The sequence below is a fragment of the Mesobacillus sp. genome (genome assembly GCF_049588175.1).
Lineage (GTDB): Bacteria > Bacillota > Bacilli > Bacillales > Cytobacillaceae > Mesobacillus.
This window is the reverse complement of sequence record NZ_JBAVFI010000058.1, coordinates 1-3815: the sequence shown is the minus strand read 5'-3', so window position 1 is coordinate 3815 and position 3815 is coordinate 1. Positions and strand designations below refer to the sequence as shown.

General features: G+C 42.3%; 4 protein-coding genes. 1 reads left to right on the top strand and 3 read right to left on the bottom strand.

Going from position 1 to position 3815, the window contains the following annotated elements; genetic code table 11:
* The 3 genes from WB217_RS01375 to WB217_RS01365 form a co-directional block, all read right to left on the bottom strand.
* The coding region (locus WB217_RS01375) for an amino acid ABC transporter ATP-binding protein (RefSeq protein ID WP_423989946.1) at positions 1-596 on the bottom strand (596 nt) is incomplete at its 3' end.
* Positions 597-611: 15 nt separating this feature from the next.
* Entirely contained in the window at positions 612-1271 is a 660-nt protein-coding gene (locus WB217_RS01370) for an amino acid ABC transporter permease (RefSeq protein ID WP_423989944.1), read from the bottom strand.
* Between the two features lie 60 nt (positions 1272-1331).
* On the bottom strand, positions 1332-2114 hold the full coding sequence (locus WB217_RS01365; RefSeq protein ID WP_423989942.1) for an amino acid ABC transporter substrate-binding protein: 783 nt from the start codon (positions 2112-2114) through the stop codon (positions 1332-1334).
* 376 nt (positions 2115-2490) lie between these two features.
* On the opposite strand from WB217_RS01365, the gene WB217_RS01360 reads away from it, so the two are divergent.
* Positions 2491-3815, top strand: a 1325-nt coding sequence (locus WB217_RS01360; protein ID WP_423989940.1) for a copper resistance CopC/CopD family protein, incomplete at its 3' end; no start/stop codon positions are given.

The window sequence follows — 3815 nt, the reverse complement described above, 5'->3', positions numbered from 1 at the left end:
ACGACGACCATTGTCATCTGCTCTTCTGCCAAGTCCTTCATGACCTGCAGCACTTCGCCTGTCAGTTCTGGGTCTAACGCGGATGTTGGCTCATCAAACAAGAGGATTTCGGGATTCATCATCAGTGCCCTTGCGATGGCTACTCGCTGCTTTTGGCCGCCTGACAAATTAGCAGGATAGGCACCTGCCCAATTCGTCAGCCCGATTTTATTTAATAAATCCGCACTGCGTCCCTGGATAACTGCTGCTTGCTCTTTCTTGACGAGGCGAGGCGGCAGCTCCAGATTTTCCTTGACGGTTAAATGCGGAAACAGATTGAAGTGCTGGAATACCATCCCCATTTTGGAGGTGATTCTCTTCAAATCCTGCGGCTTCGCGTACATCCCATCCTTGACCAAGTACTCATCCGAGACCTTGACGCTTCCACCGTTAATTTCCTCAAGGTGCACCAGGCTGCGGAGCATCGTGCTTTTCCCCGAACCGGAAGGCCCGATGACTGCTACCACTTCATTTTTTTCTACATTAAAGGTTATATTTTTCAGGACTTCGAGCGTCCCAAATGACTTCTTAAGGTTGGATACTTCTATGATTGCCATCTTAACCAATCCTTCTTATTCAAATTTGAAACGTCGTTCAATCCATTTAAAGACTAATGTTAATACAAGCGTCATGATCAGGTAAATCAAACCTGCGACGAAAAACGGCACGATGGTAAAATCGCGGTTAACGGCAGTCTGTGCAAAGTGCAGCAATTCCGGCACGGCCACTGCGTAAAGCAAGGCTGTGTCTTTCACCAGTGTCACGGATTCATTCGCCACTGCCGGAAGTGCGACACGAAACATTTGCGGCAAAATGATTTTCGTCGTTGTCTGCCATTTACTCAACCCAAGCACTTTGGATGCCTCGTATTGTCCTTTATCAATGGCAAGAAGCCCGCCGCGGAAAATCTCCGCAAAGTAAGCAGCATAGTTCAGTACAAAACCTAGGCTGGCAGCGACAAATCGGTCGAGAACAAAATATTCACCAATGACCGGAATCATCGGAAGCCCGAAGGTAATAAATAATAATTGCAATAACAGAGGGGTTCCCCTCATCACGTATATATAGGCTTGAGCCAGCCATGATAAAGGCTTTAAGTCGCTTTTAACAGCAAGCGTCAGAAGGAATCCGAGCGGGATCGACAAAACAATCGCGATCACAAACAACAGGACGGTCATCTGCGCCCCTTCAAGCATTGGCCCAATTATGGATGTAATGTAATCAAAAGACATAGAAAGATTCCTCCAAAAGCAAAACAGGTTTCCGGATGGAAACCCTGCTTTGCCTTATATTTACTTCAATACTTTATCTTCACCAAACCATTTTTCAGAGATCTTCGCTGCTGTTCCATCTTCATTCATTTCATCAAGCGCTTTTTGCAGCTTTTCAAGTAATTCTTCGTTGCCTTTCTTAACGCCAATTCCATATTCTTCAGGAGCAAGAGATTCATCAAGAACCTTGAAAGATTCCTTCTCTTTCGTCATGTAATAGTTGATGACAATTTCATCAATGATCACGGCATCAATTCTGCCGCTCTTCAAGTCTGATAGAGCTTGTACATTGTCAGAGAACTCCGTAACGGTTTTAACCTTTTCTTTTACAGGAGATGCGTCCAGCGCGTCTGAAGCTGAAGAAAGAGATTGCAAGCCGACAACCTTGCCTTCTAAATCATCCAGTTTAGCAAGCTTTGAATCAGCAAGCGTCACAACGACCTGTGCGTTTTTCAAGTAAGGCTTTGTGAAAAGAACCTTTTTCTTACGTTCATCTGTGATAGTGTACCCGTTCCAGATCAAGTCAATCCTGCCGCTGCTAAGCTCAGCTTCTTTTGTCTGCCAGTCGATTGGCTGGAATTTCACTTCTTTCCCCATTTTTTCTGCTGCAGCACGAGCATAGTCAATATCAAAACCGACAATCTCGTTATCTTTATCGCGGAATCCCATTGGAGCAAATTTATCATCGATTCCGATTACAAGTGCTTTGTCCTCGCTGTTCTCTTTTTCAGAAGAATTCGAGCAGCCTGTAAAAATCGCCAATACTGATGCTATTAAAATAAGCATCGTCGCAAAACGTTTCATCTATGATGACCACCTTTTATTAATTTTATAGAACACTTTAGCACGTTACCATATTAGCATGTTATCACGCTATCACATTATAACACCAGAATAATGCTTATTTCAATATGATATATTAATAAAATAATCGGGGGTACTATGGAAGTTTATCCCCCTAATCGGCCAGTAAAATTAACGCGGGCCTGTTTTTGCCATAAATGTATAATTGATTCTTTAAAGTGATAAATGATACACTCTAGGGTATGTGGATTTTTACAAAAGGCAGGTGATATTTATCGTTAGCAATCGAAGTGCCCTAATAAATCTTTTCATTATATGTTCTCTATTTTTCATTTTTATGGTTCCGCAAGAAGTTTTTGCCCATGCGTCGCTAAAAATGGCTGAGCCTGCCCCGGATAGTGAATTAAAAACCCCGCCAAAGGAAATAGTTCTGTCATTCGATGAAAGACTTGAAAACGAACTGTATTCGATTAAGGTTTTTAATGAAAATGGGGAAAAAGTCGGCAATGGAAAAACAAAGATGAGTAAAAACCAAAAATCCATACAACAATCTTTGCCTGACCTGCCCGACGGAAATTATGTCATATCCTATAGTGTCATTTCAGCGGATGGCCATCCGGTAAAGAGTTCTTATGTCGTCTCCATAGGGGAAGAAACGGTCTTCAAAAGAGATATAAACCAGCTTGTTTTAGAAAAACAACAGAGCTCGGCTGGGGTCGATGCGTTCAGGTCATTGGTGAGAATTCTTTTTTACATGGCGTTGATTTTGACGATTGGCTGGATTGTATGGGGAACCATACATAATTTAGAGAAGGAAGAAATCAAGGCCACCTTTAGACAGAGGGCTTTTCATTTACAAATTGCGCTGTTCGTAACCACCGTTGGCCTGGGATTCGTTCAATTGTCTGAATTACTTGACCGCTGGACACTGGCAGAAATCGGATCGATTTTAACAGGCACAACAGTAGGGATTTCTTTGGTCGCTACTGTGCTTTTATCTTTATTAGGTTTTCCAATCTTGCTTCGTTTCAAAGCGGTTGATCTAGTGTGGGTATTGATGATGCTGGCGGCAAAGAGTTTTAACGGACATGCTGCAGCCTTTGAACCGGAAATCCGCTCTATGTCTCTTGAATTGGATGTCGTCCATTTACTTGCAGCTGCTATATGGGCAGGAGGACTGCTGTATATTCTAACCTACTGGAAAAAGCAGCGGGAACACGTTAGACAATTCCTGCCATTCTTTTCGCAAGTTGCCTTAATCAGCATGCTGATCCTGATTGTAACGGGAGCAGCTTACACTTTAATCTTCTTGCCGCAGCTCGATTATTTGCTCCATGCACTATGGGGAAAATTGCTTTTAGTTAAAATTTCCTTAGTTCTGCTTGTATTCGTCATTGGCGCACTTTTACGCAATACGATGAAAAAGAAAAAAGAAGATCCAATGGGCAGCTTGGTAAAAATCGATTTTAGTGTGATGATCATCATTTTAGGAATTGTTGGTGTGTTGACTCACCTAAATCCACTCCCGGAAAATGAACCTCTGGAATGGAAAAATCAAGATCGTTACATTGATTTTACAACGTCGATCTCACCCAAGACACCTGGGTACAATCATTTCAAAATCACAGCAAATTCGCATACAGAAGACTTAGAGATTAAACGGATTGAGCTATTCCTTATCTATAAAGACAACCTTGAAAT